Genomic DNA, 15,152 nt, shown 5'->3' on the forward strand with positions numbered 1-15,152 from the left:
ACTAACCCTCCCGCACCAGATAGAGAGTTGATAACGGCGGTAGGGTTAGCAGCAATGAATGGCTGTGATTATGGCTACTAACATGATGGCAATGAATGCCTCCCTGATTCCCTAAATTACTGCCGCGATAAAACTCAGAGTCAGAATTCAGCACTTCGCGGTAATGTCCACTATGCGGGACACCCACCCGGTAGTTATAACGCGGGACCGGAGTGAAATTACTAATAACAATCAGTTCGTTACCATTGGCATCACGGCGCAGGAAAGCAAATACCGAGTTTTCATGGTCATCGACCACCAGCCATTCAAAACCTGCGGGTTGATAATCCAACTCATATAATGGCGCATTTTGTTGATAACAATGGTTAAGATCACGAACCCACCGCTGCACTCCCTTATGCCAACCGTTTTCATCGTCTAGCAGATGCCAGTCCAGACTGGTATCGAAATTCCACTCGCGTCCTTGGGCGAATTCACATCCCATAAATAGCAATTTTTTGCCCGGATGCGCCCACATAAACCCATAATAGGCCCGCAAATTAGCGAATTTCTGCCATGCATCTCCGGGCATCCGGTCGAGTACTGAACGTTTGCCGTGCACAACTTCATCGTGAGAAATCGGTAAAATAAAGTTCTCGGTATAGGCGTACAACATACCGAAAGTCATAAGGTTATGGTGATATTTGCGGTGGACAGGGTCACATTGCATGTAATTGAGCGTGTCATGCATCCAGCCCATATTCCACTTGTAGTTAAAGCCCAATCCGCCGGCATCCGGGGGTAATGTCACGCCGGGGAAATCAGTAGATTCCTCGGCCATAGTGACACCGCCGGGGCGCTCAACACCGATGGTGTGATTGGTGTAGCGCAGGAAAGCAATGGCTTCCAGATTTTCCCGGCCACCGTAGTAGTTAGGTACCCATTGCCCTTCAGCACGGCTGTAATCGCGGTAAATCATCGAGGCAACAGCATCAATGCGTAATGCGTCGATACCAAAACGCTCCATCCAATAAAACGCATTGCCCGCCAGATAGTTACGAACTTCATTGCGGCCATAGTTATAAATCAGGGTATTCCAATCCTGATGATAGCCTTCACGCGGATCGGCATATTCATATAAGGCGGTGCCGTCAAAGGTCGATAATCCGTGCTCGTCACTGGGGAAATGGCCGGGAACCCAGTCAAGAATGACGTTAATCCCCGCATCATGGAATTTGGCGACGAAATCTTTGAAGTCCTGCGGTGTACCAAATCGGCGAGTCGGCGCATACAACCCCAGCGGCTGATACCCCCAACTGCCATCAAATGGGTGCTCATTAATCGGCAGTAATTCCACATGGGTAAAGCCCATGTATTTAACGTATTCAACCAGTTGGTCGGCTAACTCCCCATAACTGAGCCAAAAGTTATTCTCGGTATGGCGTCGCCATGACCCAAGATGCACTTCATAAATAGAAACTGGCGAGCGCAAGTCATTGGCTTTTTGCCGTGTGGCGGTATTTTCCACCACATCGGGTAACGGGCTAATCAGTGAAGCAGTTTCCGGGCGCATTTGGGCTTTAAAAGCATAGGGATCCGCCTTTAACCGCACCTGGCCATGGCAATCTATTATCTCAAATTTATACAGTTGCCCGGCCTGCACTCCGGGTAGGAATAGCTCCCAAATCCCGTTTTCACGCCGTCTCCGCATGGGGTGACGGCGGCCATCCCAAAAGTTAAATTCCCCCACAACAGAAACACGTTGAGCATTTGGGGCCCAAACCGCAAAACTGACACCCGGCACCTCGTCCAAACTCATCAAATGTGCGCCTAAGCGTTCATAAGGGCGTAAATGCGTACCTTCGGCCAATAACCAGGTGTCGATATCCTGTAATAACGTGCCGAACCGGTAGGGATCGTCGAGGATTTGCGTACTTTCTTGCCATGTAACAGCTAACTGATAACGAAAAGGTTTTTTACGGCGGGGAAGTTTGGCTATGAAAAAACCACGCGGATCTTCACTCGTCAGTTGAGCAACATTACGCCCAGTTTCTGTTTCAACTAACCACACTTCTTTGGCATCCGGCAACAGCGCGCACACTTGTAACCCCTGCTCAGTTTGGTGCATGCCCAAGACGGCAAAAGGATCAGCATAATGGCCGGAAATAATCTGATTAATCACCTGACGGTCGGGAAGTACTGGCATATCTTCTTCCTATGATTAATAACATGATTTTATGACGTTTTTTGGAGATACACAGTCAAAAACCGTCAGACTAGTCATGTAATCCATTTAATGTATAGGCAGGGTTAAGGTCAAAAAATGGACTTAATGCCCTAACCTGTTTTTCTGAAAACTGTGAATTACTATCAAACTTTTCGCGCCCAAACCATAATCATAGTCAATGAGAGCTAAAAAAATTGGCTTATGATTAATGAAATTTTCTTTCTCACGAAAATAAGTGAAAAAAAGGAGATTAAGCTGTGCAAGAGGCACATAAGTGATGTAAATGCCTTTATGAGTAACACAAAGATCACGTGATACCCGCCAGATAAAATGTGGAAAACAACAAACTGACTCGAATTTAGCCCCATAGGGCTTTTTTATTAAAAAAAGGAGCGGGTTAACTTCTCCGCAGCGAAATTTGGATACAATAGCGACAGAATTAAATAATCGTAGTAATAACAGTGGCCATCCAACATGGGCGTTAGCCAAGTCGAACTGATTTTTTCCCTTTTGCAACAGATGTGTGTCTATCTGGTCATTGCCTATCTGTTGAGTAAAACCCCCCTTTTTATCCCCTTAATGCAGGTTACCATTAGGTTGCCCCACAAACTGGTGTGCTACCTCACGTTTTCCATGTTTTGCATCATGGGTACTTACTTTGGTTTGCATATTGAGGACTCCATCGCCAATACCCGTGCTATCGGCGCTGTATTGGGTGGTGTTCTGGGCGGGCCATCTGTCGGTTTTCTGGTTGGGTTGACGGGCGGTTTGCACCGCTACTCCATGGGAGGAATGACCGCCACGGCTTGCATGTTATCCACAATAACAGAAGGGTTACTGGGTGGGCTACTCCATAGCTATTTAATCCGCAAAAATCGCCTCGATCTGTTATTCCAACCATTAGTGATCGCCGGAATTACCTTGGTGGCTGAAATAATACAAATGTTGATTATTCTGGCTGTTGCTCGCCCATTCCATGAAGCTGTTGAATTAGTTGGGAATATCGCGCTGCCAATGATGATAACCAACACCATAGGCGCGGCTATGTTTATGCGTATCTTATTGGACCGGCGGGCTATTTTCGAAAAATACACGACCGCATTCTCAGCCAAAGCATTACAGATTGCCGCACGAGCTGAGGGGTTGTTACGCCATGGTTTTGACCAGCAAAACAGTATGCGGGTGGCGCGTATTTTGTATGAAGAATTAGGCGTTGGCGCAGTGGCTATTACTGACCGCGAGAAGCTGTTGGCATTTATTGGCACCGGTTCTGACCACCACCGAGTGGGCGGTGCCATTACTTCCGACCATACCCATCGGGCAATAGAACTCAATCAGGTCGTCTATGCAGACGGCAACGCCGTGCCTTATACCTGTTCAATTTCGCCGACCTGTAAACTGGGCTCCACCTTGGTTATCCCCTTACGTGGTGAAGAGCATCGGGTGATTGGCAGCATCAAGCTGTATGAGCCAAAAAGTAAATTATTCTCCAGTATTAACCGCACATTGGGCGAAGGTATTGCTCACTTGCTGTCGGCCCAAATTCTGGCCGGTAAATTTGAGCAGCAAAAACAGATGCTGGCGCAATCAGAAATCAAACTGCTACATGCTCAAGTCAATCCCCATTTCTTGTTTAATGCGCTTAATACTTTGTCAGTGGTGATCCGCCGCAATCCTGACCATGCCCGAAAACTGGTGCTTTCGCTGTCGACATTTTTCCGCAAAAACCTTAAACGCAGCCACGATGTGGTCACGCTGAGTGATGAAATTGAGCATGTGAATGCTTATCTGGAAATAGAAAAAGCGCGTTTTGCTGATCGTCTGAGTGTCGAAATTTCATTACCGAATGAGTTAATGGATGCGCATTTACCCGCATTCTCCCTGCAACCCGTGGTTGAAAATGCCATTAAGCACGGCATATCGCAGATGTTCAGCAATGGGCGCATCACCTTACACGGTAAGTTGGAGGGCAATGTTCTGGTGCTGGAAGTGGAAGATAACGCCGGATTGTATCAACCACGGCCAAATGGTGATGGGCTGGGCATGAACCTGGTGGATCGGCGGATTAAAGTGCGTTATGGCAATGAATATGGCGTAACAGTCATAAATAAAGCAGAGGAATTCACTCGAATTATTATTAAGCTGCCATTTATCACAGCGAGTGAGGACTAACCTGCCGGCATGACTTTGCGAGCCATGATATTCACCATATTAAGCACGGCGGCTGAGCGCTCATGCCGCCGCCATGCCAAAGTTATCTTGGTTTTTAATTGGCTGTCATCAATCTCATGATAAGTGACATTGTTCGCTTGAATAGTTGTGAGTGACCGGGGAACCAGGGTAAAACCAAATCCAGCAGAAACCATCCCTATCGCCGTGATCATCTGTGGCGATTGTTGCCCTAAAGTTGGCTGGAATCCTGCGCGGTAGCAAGCACTAATAATGGCATCATACAATCCGGGGCCGACTTCGCGCGGGAAAATAATCAGCTTATCATTCTGTAGTGCTTGCAGATTGATTTTTGGCAAGTGGTGCAGCGGGTGATTCTGTGGCAACACCAACAACATGTCTTCCTCCACCAGCACCTTGCAGGTGAATTCATGACTGGCATCACAGGGCTGGCGGATAAAAGCCACATCAATATGTTCATTATGCAAATCATTCATTAAGACTGGCATGATCTCTTCGCTGGGCGACAATATCACCTCCGGGTAGTTATCACGATAAGCATGAAGCAGTTGTAAAACAATGGGTTGGAAAGCAGTCGAGCTGGCAAAACCCACCCGTAGTTTACCCGTTTCTCCCCGCGCAATACTCTTGGCCCGTTTTATTGCTTCATCCGTCAGCGTCAATATATGACACGCATCATCATAGAAGACTTTCCCCGCATTGGTCAGTTCGACCCCGCGAGTCAACCGGCGAAACAGCGGTGTTCCAATCTCTTGTTCCAGTTTTTGAATCTGCTGACTGAGTGGAGGTTGAGAAATACCCAACGTTTCCGCTGCCCGAGTAAAGTGCCGGGCCGAGGCTACTGCAACAAAATATCGTAGATAACGTAATTCCATATTTTTTTGATATCGAAAAAGTGAGGTTCCTATATTGGTACTTATGTTCTTTCAACGCCAACATTATATAAATATAATTTATGTTATAAGGAGGCAAAGAAGAATATGACTAAATCAATGGAACCACATTGCTCATGTATTCAAGAGGTCACAGAAAACTTTACTGCCTATCAAAGTCAGCACCCAGAGTGCGCAATTTATCAAACCTCGCTGATGAGTGCATTAATTGGTGGGGTTTACGAAGGCCAGGTCACGATGGCCGAGTTGCTGAAACACGGGGACTTTGGATTAGGAACATTTAACAGTCTTGATGGTGAATTAGTCGCATTAAACAATAAAATTTATCAATTACGGTCGGATAGCAGCGCCCGTTCAGTCCGACCAGAACAGAAAACGCCTTTTGCAGTAATGACCTTTTTTCAGCCGACTGAAAAACGTCACTTCAAACACAAAATAAGCCGAGAACAACTTCACGATGTGATTAACGAAGTTGTCGAAACCGATAATCTGTTTTGCGCACTCCGTATTGACGGCAAGTTCAGCCATGTTGAAACCCGCACAGTATCGCGCCAACAGCGCCCCTTCAAACCCATGATCGAAGCGATTGCTGAGCAACCTACTTTTGAATTTGAGCATCGCCAAGGGGTGATAATTGGTTTTCGCAGCCCAAACTATACCCAAGGCATTAATGTGGCGGGTTATCACGAACATTTTATTACGGATGACCGCTGTGGCGGCGGACACGTACTGGATTACCAATTGGAGAACGGCATTTTGACCTTTGGCACCGTCGCCAAGTTAGTTATCGACCTGCCGCAAGAGACTGATTTTCTTAAGGCAAATCTCTCCCCTCAGAATCTCAATAGCGCTATCTGCGCCGTAGAAAGTTAATCAGCCGTAAAAATGAATCCAACGACTGAATGACTCACTCCGTCTTAAAAAGGACTCAATATCATGATGAGTGAACCCAATATTCTCGCCTGGAAATGTGGTGCCGATATGGTCGTAAACTACTTAGAGCAGCAAGGTGTGAGACAGGTATTCGGTATTCCTGGTGCTAAAATTGATCGGGTTTTTGATTCACTGGAAGATTCCCACATCAACACTATTATCGTGCGCCACGAAGCCAATGCCGCATTTATGGCCGCAGCAGTGGGCCGACTGACCGGGAAAGCTGGGGTTGCTCTGGTCACCTCCGGACCGGGTTGTGCCAATCTAGTGACTGGCTTAGCCACGGCAACTTCCGAAGGAGATCCGGTCGTGGCGTTAGGAGGGGCCGTCAAGCGCTCTGATAGCTTGAAAATAACCCACCAAAGTATGGATACCGTCAGTATTTTCCGCCCAGTAACCAAATTTAGCGCCGAGGTCACCTCTTCCGCAGCACTCAGCGAAGTGCTGGGAAATGCCTTCAGAACCGCTGAGTTTGGCAGGCAGGGCGCGGCCTTCGTGAGTTTGCCACAAGATATTCTCAACAAGCCCATCACCGGCCTGGCGCTGAGCCACCAAGCTTGTCCACACAACGGCGGCGCGCCACACAATGAAATCATGGCGGTCGCCAAGTTACTTAGTCAGGCGAAAAATCCCATCTTGTTGTTGGGATTGATGGCCAGCCAGCCGGCGAATGCACAAGCCATACGGCTCTTGCTTCATAACAGCAAAATACCGGTCACCAGTACTTATCAGGCCGCGGGCGTAGTTGACCAAGCCCATTTCGATCATTTTGCCGGAGTCGTGGGGTTATTTAATAATCAGGCTGGCGATAAGCTACTGCAACAGGCTGATTTAATTATGACAATCGGCTACAGCCCTGTCGAATATGACCCGGTGTTGTGGAATAACGGCCGGGCAACATTGATACATCTGGATATTTTACCTGCCGAAATAGACGCCGCTTATCAACCAGAAAAAGAGCTATTGGGTGATATTGCCACCACAGTAAGGGCTCTCAATCAGCAAATACACAGCCCACTGGCCTTAACCTCATATTCGCAAATCATACTGGAAGATTGCTGTCGTCAACGGCAAGACCTGGCTAACCGGGCGGATGCTATGAGTGGTTTCGCCATCCACCCCTTGCGGCTGGTGCATGCCATGCAGGATATCGTCAATAGCGACGTGACACTCTGTGTCGACATGGGGAGCTTTCATATCTGGATTGCCCGCTATCTCTACAGCTTCCGCGCCCGGCAAATTTTGATGTCAAATGGCCAGCAAACAATGGGCGTTGCCCTGCCGTGGGCAATAGCGGCCGCACTGGTGAATCCGCAGCAAAAAGTGGTTTCTGTCTCTGGCGACGGGGGTTTTATGCAATCGAGCATGGAGTTAGAAACCGCGGTGAGGTTAAAAAGCAACCTGTTACATATCATTTGGGTCGATAACGGTTACAACATGGTGGAAATTCAGGAGCAGAAAAAATACCACCGGCCATCCGGTGTCCGTTTTGGTCCAATAGACTTCAAAATGTACGCGGAATCCTTTGGTGCAAAAGGCTTCGCCGTCGAATCTGCCGATGAGCTAACCACAAAGTTACATCAGGCCATGGATGTCCAAGGCCCCGCAGTCATCGCCATTCCGGTGGATTATTCGGATAATTATCGTTTGATGGAAGAGCTGAATATCAGTCAGTTGTTGTAGCGCTGTCGGTTTTTATCATGCCGCAAATAAGCAGAAACAAAAAAGCCCTGATGTCTAAATTCAGGGCTTTATCATCATGTTGAGATCCGCAATTACAGCAAAATGCGCAACATCCGGCGCAGTGGCTCTGCCGCACCCCATAGCAACTGGTCACCGACGGTAAAGGCGGAGAGATATTCCGGCCCCATGTTCAGTTTACGCAGGCGGCCAACCGGAGTGTTTAATGTACCGGTCACCGCAGCGGGTGTCAGTTCGCGCATACTTAGCTCGCGGTCATTCGGGATGACACGAACCCAGTCATTATGAGTTGCCAGCAGTTGCTCGATTTCTGGCAGTGGCACGTCTTTTTTCAGCTTCAGCGTGAAGGCTTGGCTATGGCAACGCAGTGCGCCGATACGAACACACAGGCCATCAACCGGGATAACATGGCTGGTATTCAGGATTTTGTTTGTTTCAGCCTGACCTTTCCATTCTTCACGGCTCTGGCCGTTATCCAACGCTTTGTCTATCCATGGGATCAAACTGCCCGCCAGTGGCACGCCAAAGTTATCGGTCGGCAGTTTGCCGCTGCGGGTCGCCGCAGTCACTTTACGTTCGATATCCAAAATGGCCGAGGCGGGATCTTGCAACTCTTTGGCCACATCAGCGTGCAACATGCCCATTTGAGTTAATAACTCGCGCATATGGCGCGCGCCGCCGCCAGATGCTGCTTGATAGGTCGCGACAGATGCCCATTCAACCAAATCATTAGCAAACAAACCGCCCAATGACATCAGCATCAGGCTAACAGTACAGTTACCCCCCGCGAAGGTCTTGATGCCCTTGTCCAGCCCCTGTTGAATCACACCGTGGTTCACTGGGTCCAGAATAATAATCGCATCATCCCGCATACGCAGAGAAGAAGCGGCGTCAATCCAATAACCTTGCCAGCCAGTTTCTCGCAGCTTTGGATAAATTTCGTTGGTATAATCTCCTCCCTGGCAAGTAATGATAATATCCAATGCACTCAGCGCATCAATATCATAAGCGTCTTGCAGCGTTCCCTGCTGGCCGGTGAAAGACGGTGCGGCTTGGCCGTGTTGAGAGGTAGAGAAAAAGACTGGGCGGATCCCGTCAAAGTCGCGTTCTTCAATCATGCGTTGCATGAGTACTGAGCCGACCATACCGCGCCAGCCGATAAAACCAACGTTTTTCATGTTTACTGCCCTGCCTTGGAAGGTGACACCGATTAATGGATGTCTGTCTCGCATCATTGCTGGTGATAATCGGCAAACTGACGAGGACAGACCTAATACCACCTTACAAAATATGGACAAAGTGGCAAGTTAAATTATTCGATACCAGAATGATTCAAAGCAATCTTCCTAATATGTGACTTTGACTGGCGGGAAACGCCAGCCGTTTTGATTATTTTGAGGTAATAATGACTGAGATGATTGCGGCAACAGTGTTACTGTTTTTGATTATGGACCCACTGGGAAACTTACCGATTTTTATGTCGGTGCTTAAACATCTTGAGCCCAAGCGGCGGCGCGTGGTCTTGATTCGCGAATTGCTGATCGCACTCATATTGATGCTAGTTTTCCTGTTTGCGGGCGAGAAAATTCTGGCATTCTTGAATCTGCGGACTGAAACGGTATCGATATCCGGCGGTATCATTCTGTTTTTAATCGCTATTAAAATGATTTTTCCCTCGCCCGAAAGCAATGTGACCGGACTTTCTGCGGGGGAGGAACCTTTCCTGGTTCCGCTGGCAATTCCATTAGTAGCCGGCCCGTCGATTCTGGCGACCCTGATGTTGTTGTCCCATCAATATCCTAATCAACTGAGTCATTTAGTGCTGGCATTGATGATTGCCTGGGGTCTATCGGCGGCAATTTTATTGATGTCGAATCTATTCCTGCGCTTGCTGGGCAGTAAAGGCGTCAGCGCATTGGAACGGCTGATGGGGTTAATTCTGGTGATGCTATCAACGCAGATGTTTTTAGATGGCGTACGCGCGTACCTGACTCAGTAAATCTTTGGCCAAAGAGGGATGAAGTTAATGACAAAGTGCCAGCAGCGGTGAGAACAGGCTGATAGTAATGACGCCGAACTTCTTTTTAAAACAATCATTTATATCGGCTAGAACCGCGCCATATCTGGCGCGGACGCTTGACTCTTCGGCCAGTCCTTCCCTCTAGATCTCGCGTCGTCGAGGTTTGTCAGCAGTTTTCATCACGCAACTATCGGGCTTGCTTTTCCAGCGCCAACACACACCGCTGTGCAACTTCATCAATATCCGCATCAATATCCACACAGATAACATCCGGCTCTTCTGGCCCCGGTTCCTCTAATGCTTCAAACTGGCTTTTTAATAAATCAGTGGGCATAAAATGACCAGAACGAGCTTTTAGCCGCTCCATAATCACCTCAAAACTGCCTTTCAGATATAAAAACACCATTTCCGGATTACCTTCGCGCAGCCGGTCGCGATAACGCCGTTTCAGTGCCGAACAAACAATAATGCCGGTTTCGTTCTTATGGTGCAGGCTATAAGCTGCATCACTCAAGCGCTCCAGCCACGGCATGCGGTCCTCATCATTGAGAGGGTGCCCACTGCCCATTTTCTGAATATTGGCACGGGGATGCAGGTCATCACCGTCAATAAATTTGGCATGAATTCGGCGCGCTACGGCTTCTCCCACCGTGGTTTTACCGCTACCCGATACACCCATCACGATAATGCTACGTCCAGCCATAATGTTGATCTCTATCTCAGAATGGGAATTTTACTGCTTGCTATGGTTCCGTATTTTACCATGTTACCGGTATCATGATACCGGTAACAAATGGAGATGTGACTGTTATCACAAAGGATAGAACATCGTAATTGAACTCAATCGCGCAATCACGCTGGCCGCAGCTGACTGTAACCATAATAAAAAGCGATAAATACCCAAAGTAAGTGGAGAAATATTATGCCATTAGTCATTGTTGCGGTTGGCGTTGCCATGCTGCTGTTACTGATGATCCGTTTCAAACTCAACGGATTTATCTCCCTGATACTGGTCGCGCTGGCAGTGGGTGTGATGCAAGGGATGCCGGTCGATAAAGTCGTCGGCTCAATCAAAGCAGGGGTCGGTGGAACACTCGGTAGCCTGGCGCTCATTATGGGCTTCGGTGCTATGCTCGGTAAATTACTGGCTGATTGCGGTGGCGCTCAACGAATTGCCACGACCTTAATTGATAAATTTGGTAAAAAGCATATTCAGTGGGCGGTAGTGCTGACTGGTTTCACCGTCGGTTTTGCTCTGTTCTATGAAGTCGGGTTCGTACTGTTGCTGCCACTGGTATTCAGCATTGCCGCTTCAGCGCGCATTCCATTGTTATATGTGGGTGTCCCGATGGCTGCTGCGTTGTCTGTGACTCACGGCTTCTTGCCCCCTCACCCCGGCCCAACCGCCATTGCCACTATTTTCCACGCCGACATGGGTAAAACCTTGTTGTACGGGACGTTGCTGGCCATTCCAACCGTTATTCTGGCCGGCCCGGTATTTGCTCGTTTCCTGAAAGGTATTGATAAGCCAGTTCCTGAAGGGCTGTATAACCCAAAAACCTTTACCGATGAAGAAATGCCAAGTTTTGGCGTCAGTGTGAGCACTGCGCTGGTACCTGTTATTTTGATGGCAATGCGGGCGGTGGCAGAGATGATTTTGCCAAAAGGCCACCCTGTCCTCTCATATGCCGAGTTTTTGGGCGACCCAGTGATCGCCACATTGATTGCCGTGTTAATCGCAATTTTCACTTTCGGCCTAAACCGTGGTCGCTCAATGGAATCTGTGATGGATACCGTCACTGACTCCATCAAAATTATTGCGATGATGCTGTTGGTTATTGGCGGTGGCGGGGCTTTCAAACAAGTTTTAGTCGACAGCGGTGTTGATCACTATATCGCCAGCATGATGAACAGCAGCGGGTTATCACCAATTCTGATGGCATGGTCAATCGCCGCCGTCCTGCGTATTGCACTGGGTTCAGCGACGGTAGCTGCCATTACGGCGGGGGGCATTGTGGCACCATTAATCGCCACCACCGGCGCCAGCCCTGAATTGATGGTTATTGCCGTTGGTTCAGGCAGCGTGATTTTCTCTCACGTCAATGACCCTGGTTTCTGGCTATTTAAGGAATACTTTAACCTGACTATCGTCGAGACCTTCAAATCATGGTCCGTGCTGGAAACCATTATCTCCGTCTGCGGATTGGTCGGTTGCCTGTTGCTAGCAATGGTTATATAAATTTAATACTTATATAACAGCAACATAACAGAATCAGCATGTTAAATACTGCCGCCGGGGAGGATGGTGAAACCGACATCAACCATCTTGGGTGTGACCACCTCCCCGCGTAACCGAGCTAACAAACGCTCAGCGCCGATTTGCCCCATTCTTTCGCGTGGGGTCAGCACACTGGCCAGCTTCGGTACCATCGACTGGCCAATATCATGACCATGGAAACCGGCTATTGCCATATCATGGGGAATAGAAAGCCCCTGCCGCTGACACTCAAATACAGCACCAATTGCCAAATCATCATTGGTACAGAAAATACTGTCGATTTGCGGGTAATTCGCCTGTGCTTCGCGCAGTAACTCGGCTCCAGCAGAATATGATGAAGACCGACTGGTCATCACACTCCTCGGCTCTAAACCTGACTCACGCATCGCCTGCTCATAACCTTGCTGCTTAATAACCGTCCGCTCATCCTGACGCGCGCCAAAATACACCACATAACGGTGGCCTTTGGCAATAATCTGCTGCGTCATCTGCCTTGCGGCTTCAAAGTTATTAAAACCCACAGCCAAATCAATGCAAGGTGAGGAACAATCCATTAGCTCAATAACAGGAATGCCTGCGACCTCAATCATTTTCAGTGTACGCACCGTGTGATGGCGCTCAGAGAGGATCAGCCCGTCAATATTGTAGGAAAGCAAAGAGGTCAGCCGCTGCTCTTCACGTTCTTTCTGATAACCATAATGTGCCAACATGGTTTGATAGCCATGGGCATCCGTTACGCTTTCAATCCCTCGCAGCACCTCAGCAAAAACTTGGTTAGTTAATGACGGCAGTAACACACCAATAGCATGGCTGGTAGCATTGGAGAGGATATCGGGCGCGCGATTAGGGATATAGCCAAGTTCATCTAGCGCCAATGCAATTTTTTCCTGCAACACCGCAGAAACTTGTTCTGGATTGCGCAAATAACGGCTGACTGTCATTTTAGTGACTCCAACCATATTGGCAACATCTTGTAGCACTGGCCTTTTTTTCTTCATTATCAATGAACTGAGGCAGAGTAAATGGGGTGCCATTCTAGCAAAGAAAAGGGTATGACGCGATGCGCATACCCTTTTTTACGTATTCCCATCATACTTCAAGCTGCATGTGTGTTGGCATTTTTCGTTCATCCGGGCCACTTACCTCAGTAAGCTCATAGGAACTCATTCAATTGCCGCTTTCCTGCAACTCGAATTATTAGGGTATAGAATGACAAACGTTAAACTGGTGGTAAATCAAACAGCAAGATTTCACTATCTTCATCGGCATGAATAGAAAGTGCCGCTTCATCCCAAATAGCCAATGCATCGCTAGCCCCAGCACGGTGACCATTGATAGACACATTACCACGTACGACTTGTATCCAGATGCGGCGCTCAGCCTGAATCTGATATATCGACTGCTCTTCACGTTTCAATGCCCAGCGCCACAGAGTCATGTCTTGGAAGACTTTCAAAGACCCATCACGGGCATCCGGTGATAGCACAAGCTGCCGCCCTTGCGGGATATCAAACATCTGCTGCTCATAACGTGGGGCCAAACCTGTCTTATTTGGAATAATCCAAATTTGGTATAAATGCAGCGGTTGATCATCGCGACCATTATATTCCGAATGGCGGATACCGGTGCCGGCACTCATAATTTGAAACTCACCGGCATGAATTTGCTCTTTGTTACCCATACTGTCTTGGTGTTCAACAGTACCGGACAACACATAAGTCAGGATCTCCATGTCCTTATGTGGATGGGTACCAAAACCCTGACCTGCATCGATAACATCCTCATTAATCACACGTAGTGCTGAAAAACCCATAAATTCTGGATCGTAATAATCGGCGAATGAGAAGGTATGCCAGCTGTCCAGCCAACCGTGATTAGCATGGCCACGTTCTTCTGCTTTGCGTAAATAAATCATGTTCAGTTCTCCTCAACGTTTTCTTTAGTCTAGATGCCGCTGGAAAATATGAAAGCGCAAAAAACTCACTCCTCTGTTCAAAAAATTCGACTGATTAATAAGTTAAAAGACAAATCATTTGAATTTGAAATAATTAGAGAACGAGAACAGACCAATTTCTGGGTATATGAGTGTGTTAGACCGGAAGTTAACGAAAGCGGATGATGAGAATAGGCAAAAAAAAAGCCAGCACCCGGCTGGCTAAGTAAACACTGGAAGCAATGTGAGCAATGTCGTGCCTTCGTAATGTGAACACCTAAACTTTGATGGTCTCATCTGAAAGCACGACAATGATAATCATTATCACTCTCACTTGTAAAGTGTTTTTTTTAGCCACTGACAATATTATTGACTCCGGTAAATAAAACACTATTTTACTAGTTAATTCAAACAGAAAGAGTAGGGATATATTCATGAAAAATGTGCAGATACGCCATGTGGAACCCACCGATTATTCGGCCTTGCAACAGCTATTTGCTCATCCACAGGTTTATCGCGACACATTACAGCTTCCTCTACCATCTCTAGATATGTGGGCGAAAAAAATCAAAGAGATACCACCAGGGGTACATAATTTGGTGGCATGTATTGATGAGAATATTGTTGGCCAACTGACTGTTGAAGCAAACCAACGAGCACGCCGCCGTCATGTTGCTACTTTTGGCATTGCTGTTAATTCTGGTTTTTACAGGAAGGGGGTAGGCAGTGCATTGATGTCAGCCATGATTGACTTATGCGATAACTGGCTGAATATACAGCGTATTGAGCTAACAGTTTTTGTCGATAACCAAGCAGCAATCGCCCTTTACCGTAAATTTGGATTTGAAATTGAAGGTACCAGCCCACGCTATGCTTTCCGTGATGGCCAGTTTGTTGATGCCTATCATATGGGCCGAATTAAGATATCAGGATAACCACCAGGGGATAAGGTTTATGCCTATCCCCTGCGATAACTGTTTGCCAGCTGGCAACACGCA

General features: G+C 47.6%; 12 protein-coding genes and 1 pseudogene. 6 read left to right on the plus strand and 7 right to left on the minus strand.

Annotated features, from left to right (window positions below):
• Position 1: 1 nt before the first annotated feature.
• A complete protein-coding gene (glgB, locus tag F0T03_RS20510) occupies positions 2-2,185 on the minus strand; it encodes a 1,4-alpha-glucan branching protein GlgB (RefSeq protein WP_145555393.1) in 2,184 nt (727 codons plus the stop codon).
• Between the two features lie 495 nt (positions 2,186-2,680).
• Here glgB and F0T03_RS20515 point away from each other — a divergent pair, with 495 nt between their 5' ends.
• Positions 2,681-4,378 carry a sensor histidine kinase gene (locus tag F0T03_RS20515; protein ID WP_159680389.1) on the plus strand — a complete coding sequence of 566 codons (1,698 nt, stop codon included), beginning with the start codon at positions 2,681-2,683 and terminating at the stop codon, positions 4,376-4,378.
• On the opposite strand, the gene F0T03_RS20520 is transcribed toward F0T03_RS20515, so the two are convergent.
• Positions 4,375-5,271 (minus strand): LysR family transcriptional regulator, encoded by an 897-nt coding sequence (locus F0T03_RS20520; RefSeq protein WP_159680391.1) that lies wholly within the window; start codon positions 5,269-5,271, stop codon positions 4,375-4,377. The genes F0T03_RS20515 and F0T03_RS20520 overlap by 4 nt on opposite strands.
• Positions 5,272-5,376: 105 nt before the next feature.
• On the opposite strand from F0T03_RS20520, the gene budA reads away from it, so the two are divergent.
• Together budA and alsS are read left to right on the plus strand one after the other, a co-directional pair.
• Positions 5,377-6,162, plus strand: coding sequence for an acetolactate decarboxylase (gene budA / locus F0T03_RS20525; protein ID WP_159680393.1), 786 nt, complete (start codon positions 5,377-5,379; stop codon positions 6,160-6,162).
• Between the two features lie 63 nt (positions 6,163-6,225).
• Positions 6,226-7,905: an acetolactate synthase AlsS gene (gene alsS / locus F0T03_RS20530; protein WP_159680395.1), complete on the plus strand. Its 1,680-nt coding sequence runs from the start codon at positions 6,226-6,228 to the stop codon at positions 7,903-7,905.
• A gap of 92 nt (positions 7,906-7,997) precedes the next feature.
• On the opposite strand, the gene asd is transcribed toward alsS, so the two are convergent.
• On the minus strand, positions 7,998-9,101 hold the full coding sequence (gene asd / locus F0T03_RS20535; protein ID WP_025376578.1) for an aspartate-semialdehyde dehydrogenase: 1,104 nt from the start codon (positions 9,099-9,101) through the stop codon (positions 7,998-8,000).
• Between the two features lie 227 nt (positions 9,102-9,328).
• Between asd and F0T03_RS20540 the strand changes: the two genes are divergently transcribed.
• Positions 9,329-9,922 carry a YhgN family NAAT transporter gene (locus F0T03_RS20540; RefSeq protein ID WP_162526993.1) on the plus strand — a complete coding sequence of 198 codons (594 nt, stop codon included), beginning with the start codon at positions 9,329-9,331 and terminating at the stop codon, positions 9,920-9,922.
• A 208-nt stretch (positions 9,923-10,130) separates the two neighbouring features.
• Here the strand turns inward: F0T03_RS20540 and F0T03_RS20545 are convergent, their stop codons facing one another.
• Complete coding sequence (locus tag F0T03_RS20545; protein ID WP_145553812.1) at positions 10,131-10,646, minus strand: gluconokinase; 516 nt, start codon at positions 10,644-10,646, stop codon at positions 10,131-10,133.
• A gap of 219 nt (positions 10,647-10,865) precedes the next feature.
• Between F0T03_RS20545 and gntT the strand changes: the two genes are divergently transcribed.
• Positions 10,866-12,182, plus strand: a complete 1,317-nt coding sequence (gntT, locus tag F0T03_RS20550; RefSeq protein WP_019084106.1) for a gluconate transporter — start codon at positions 10,866-10,868, stop codon at positions 12,180-12,182.
• 41 nt (positions 12,183-12,223) lie between these two features.
• On the opposite strand, the gene gntR is transcribed toward gntT, so the two are convergent.
• The 3 genes and pseudogenes from gntR to F0T03_RS21970 all read right to left on the minus strand — a co-directional run bounded on the left by gntR (position 12,224) and on the right by F0T03_RS21970 (position 14,476).
• On the minus strand, positions 12,224-13,219 hold the full coding sequence (gene gntR, locus F0T03_RS20555) for a gluconate operon transcriptional repressor GntR (RefSeq protein ID WP_159680397.1): 996 nt from the start codon (positions 13,217-13,219) through the stop codon (positions 12,224-12,226).
• Positions 13,220-13,440: 221 nt separating this feature from the next.
• Positions 13,441-14,136 carry a pirin family protein gene (locus F0T03_RS20560; protein WP_145553807.1) on the minus strand — a complete coding sequence of 232 codons (696 nt, stop codon included), beginning with the start codon at positions 14,134-14,136 and terminating at the stop codon, positions 13,441-13,443.
• Between the two features lie 77 nt (positions 14,137-14,213).
• Positions 14,214-14,476 (minus strand): annotated as a pseudogene (locus tag F0T03_RS21970) (hypothetical protein).
• 112 nt (positions 14,477-14,588) lie between these two features.
• Here F0T03_RS21970 and F0T03_RS20565 point away from each other — a divergent pair.
• Positions 14,589-15,089, plus strand: a complete 501-nt coding sequence (locus F0T03_RS20565) for a GNAT family N-acetyltransferase (RefSeq protein WP_145553805.1) — start codon at positions 14,589-14,591, stop codon at positions 15,087-15,089.
• Positions 15,090-15,152: the final 63 nt, after the last annotated feature.

Source organism: Yersinia canariae (assembly GCF_009831415.1).
GTDB lineage: Bacteria > Pseudomonadota > Gammaproteobacteria > Enterobacterales > Enterobacteriaceae > Yersinia > Yersinia canariae.

What these genes read in the sequence shown, in the direction of transcription:
- glgB (WP_145555393.1), bottom strand. Translation starts at nt 2,185, where the DNA reads ATGCCAGTACTTCCCGACCGTCAGGTGATTAATCAGATTATTTCCGGC.
- F0T03_RS20515 (WP_159680389.1), top strand. Translation starts at nt 2,681, where the DNA reads ATGGGCGTTAGCCAAGTCGAACTGATTTTTTCCCTTTTGCAACAGATG.
- F0T03_RS20520 (WP_159680391.1), bottom strand. Translation starts at nt 5,271, where the DNA reads ATGGAATTACGTTATCTACGATATTTTGTTGCAGTAGCCTCGGCCCGG.
- budA (WP_159680393.1), top strand. Translation starts at nt 5,377, where the DNA reads ATGACTAAATCAATGGAACCACATTGCTCATGTATTCAAGAGGTCACA.
- alsS (WP_159680395.1), top strand. Translation starts at nt 6,226, where the DNA reads ATGATGAGTGAACCCAATATTCTCGCCTGGAAATGTGGTGCCGATATG.
- asd (WP_025376578.1), bottom strand. Translation starts at nt 9,101, where the DNA reads ATGAAAAACGTTGGTTTTATCGGCTGGCGCGGTATGGTCGGCTCAGTA.
- F0T03_RS20540 (WP_162526993.1), top strand. Translation starts at nt 9,329, where the DNA reads ATGACTGAGATGATTGCGGCAACAGTGTTACTGTTTTTGATTATGGAC.
- F0T03_RS20545 (WP_145553812.1), bottom strand. Translation starts at nt 10,646, where the DNA reads ATGGCTGGACGTAGCATTATCGTGATGGGTGTATCGGGTAGCGGTAAA.
- gntT (WP_019084106.1), top strand. Translation starts at nt 10,866, where the DNA reads ATGCCATTAGTCATTGTTGCGGTTGGCGTTGCCATGCTGCTGTTACTG.
- gntR (WP_159680397.1), bottom strand. Translation starts at nt 13,219, where the DNA reads ATGAAGAAAAAAAGGCCAGTGCTACAAGATGTTGCCAATATGGTTGGA.
- F0T03_RS20560 (WP_145553807.1), bottom strand. Translation starts at nt 14,136, where the DNA reads ATGATTTATTTACGCAAAGCAGAAGAACGTGGCCATGCTAATCACGGT.
- F0T03_RS20565 (WP_145553805.1), top strand. Translation starts at nt 14,589, where the DNA reads ATGAAAAATGTGCAGATACGCCATGTGGAACCCACCGATTATTCGGCC.